Annotated in this window: 2 protein-coding genes; both read right to left on the bottom strand. The window is 52.6% G+C overall.

Annotated features, from left to right (window positions below; genetic code table 11):
* Positions 1-261: transposase (locus CA13_RS27315; protein WP_473087493.1), on the bottom strand; the 261-nt coding region annotated here is incomplete at its 3' end.
* A 407-nt stretch (positions 262-668) separates the two neighbouring features.
* Positions 669-2,252 (bottom strand): RHS repeat-associated core domain-containing protein, encoded by a 1,584-nt coding sequence (locus CA13_RS27310; protein ID WP_146402107.1) that lies wholly within the window; start codon positions 2,250-2,252, stop codon positions 669-671.
* Between the last annotated feature and the right edge of the window lie 22 nt (positions 2,253-2,274).

The raw sequence follows: 2,274 nt of genomic DNA, 5'->3' as shown, positions 1-2,274 counted from the left end.
CCACTGAGCAACCACATCAGGCCGACTGCGCAAAACGAGGTGCAGATGATTGCTGAGCACTGTATAGGTCAGGCAATCGATTGCGAAAATCCCCGCCAGAAACTCCAATCGATCACGAATCCAACCACGGCGATGCTCATAGGATTGACCGGAAAACGGGTCTTCGCCACACAAAAATGCACGTCTTACACAGCGTTGAACTGCGTGGAATACCTGAACTTCTGCGGGATCAGCGACTTCATAGCGTGGTTTGCGCGGCATAACGACCTCCTGGACAAGACTTGATGAGCGAGAATTCTAGCAAATCCCAAGCAGTAAGGCAATAGAGTTTGGATGGCCCTTTTTTTCTCGTTAAGGGCATGTTAGATGCAGCCTGCTTCATCGGCACGTTTGATTCTTGGCATACCATCAGTTGGCTAAAGAAAGATTGATCGTATTCGCTAAAGAATATCAAACCAAGTCCCGAAAAACGACCCCCTTCCCCTTTTCCTCTCCGACCCCTTCCCCTTTTCCTCTCCGACCCCTTCCCCTTTTCCTCTCCGAGTTCTCTGACCCTACGCAAGAGCGAAGATGTAGTAAAAGAACAGCACGATCCATATCGCGATTAGTAGCAAATGTAGTGGGAGTAATTTTCGCATGCTAATGTACACTCTGCACTTGGGATTTGATCAAAATGGCAAATCCCACGGAAAAGGATTAGGCCCATTGCACCCAATGACGCATGTTGCGAATATTCCCGCTGCCTCAGCTACACACGCGATATGGCATGTTGAGTTTGGTTTTAGTTGTTTGGGGCAGATTGCACGACACGCTTTATCACACTTAACTGCCACTCTTGTTGCCAAGTTTTTGCAAAACTTCCTGCATGATCGCCACGAGAACATGCCGCTCGGATCCGTGTTCGAGACAGGTCTCGATTCAACATATTCGTATAGGTTCCACTTACTCCCCTCATACCCGATCGGATCCCTGGAGCAGAACCTACCCGACGCACTGTCGTACATACGGGCGCGGTAGTGATACAAGCCTAATGCCTCATCCCACTCGCGGCCGGTGTAGGTGTAGCGGTTGGAAGAGAGGCTAGTGGCTAGAGCCGAGAGGCTAGAGTCCAGGATCGTAGGTGTGCCGTAGGCATCGTAAGCGTAACGTTCTTTGATGAGACCGCCGCCATCGGTTAGCGCGATGATGGAGTATTGTTGGTTTCGGTGGTAGTAACGTAAGCCGCCAGTTCCACCCCTTATGACCGGCTCGTCGATGTAACTGCCGTAGGCATAAGTGTAGGTCGGTGACCCAGGGACTGATCCAGAAACATAATCGGCGATCGTCTGTTGACCGTTTTGCACATAAACGCTTACCGTTGTGCCATCGTCGCGAGCGACTCTACGTCCCAACGCGTCAAACTGGTACGTCGCATCATCTGTGCCGTCATTGTCCGTGTCCGCCCCAAGCAGCTTGTTCTCAAAATCCCAATGAAGCGAGAGGCTCGTGGCTAGCGGCGAGAGGCTAGTGGGAAGTAGCGTTTGGTTCCCCTTGGCGTCGTGCTGAACCGCTTGGCCGGCGGCACTGAGGATCTCGTGCGTGGGGCCGTGGGTACGGCTTAGCACGCTGGCATTCTCGGTGAAACTGTTCCAGTCGCCGACAAGCGAGAGATTCCAGGCTTGATCGAGATTGCTGTCGGTTCGGTTCCAGTTGACCAAGCGATCTTCATCATCGTAGCCGCTTGTGCCGACGTTGAAGCCGTAACCGCCCATCGTTCCTGTAATCGTCTCGGACGTCTTGTTCTTGTTCGCGTCCCAGCCGTACGTAAGATCCCCGATTGGAGCACCGCTAAACGCGATCCCCGCAAGGGTGTTGTCGGCATTGTACGTTCTACTTTCACTCACTCCATTACTGTAGCTACTTCCCGTCATCCGACCACCATCGTCGTAGGTACGCGTGTCGACGGTGGTGTTGTTAAACGCGACCGTTTCCAATTGTCCACGATCGGTGTAGGTCCGGACGACCGGCGTGCCATCTGGGTAAGTCAGACCGGACACTTGGCTGAGATCGTCGTAATTGGTCGTTGTTGTATAGGTTTGGCCACCAAGGGTGGTCGATTCGGTCGACTTGCGGCCCGCTTCGTCGTACGTGTAGCTGACCGGGAAATAAAAGGGGAAGGGGGTCAATTTTCGCACTTTCCCATTTTTCGCATTGCCCCGGTTAAGGGCATGATAGATGCAGCCTGCTTCATCGGCACGTTTGATTCTTGGCATACCATCAGTTGGCTAAAGAAAA

Source organism: Novipirellula herctigrandis (assembly GCA_007859835.1).
Lineage (GTDB): Bacteria > Planctomycetota > Planctomycetia > Pirellulales > Pirellulaceae > Novipirellula_A > Novipirellula_A herctigrandis.
Note: the sequence above shows the minus strand (reverse complement) of the source record. Positions and strands in the feature narration are given on the sequence as shown.

What these genes read in the sequence shown, in the direction of transcription:
- CA13_RS27310 (WP_146402107.1), bottom strand. Translation starts at nt 2,252, where the DNA reads ATGCCAAGAATCAAACGTGCCGATGAAGCAGGCTGCATCTATCATGCC.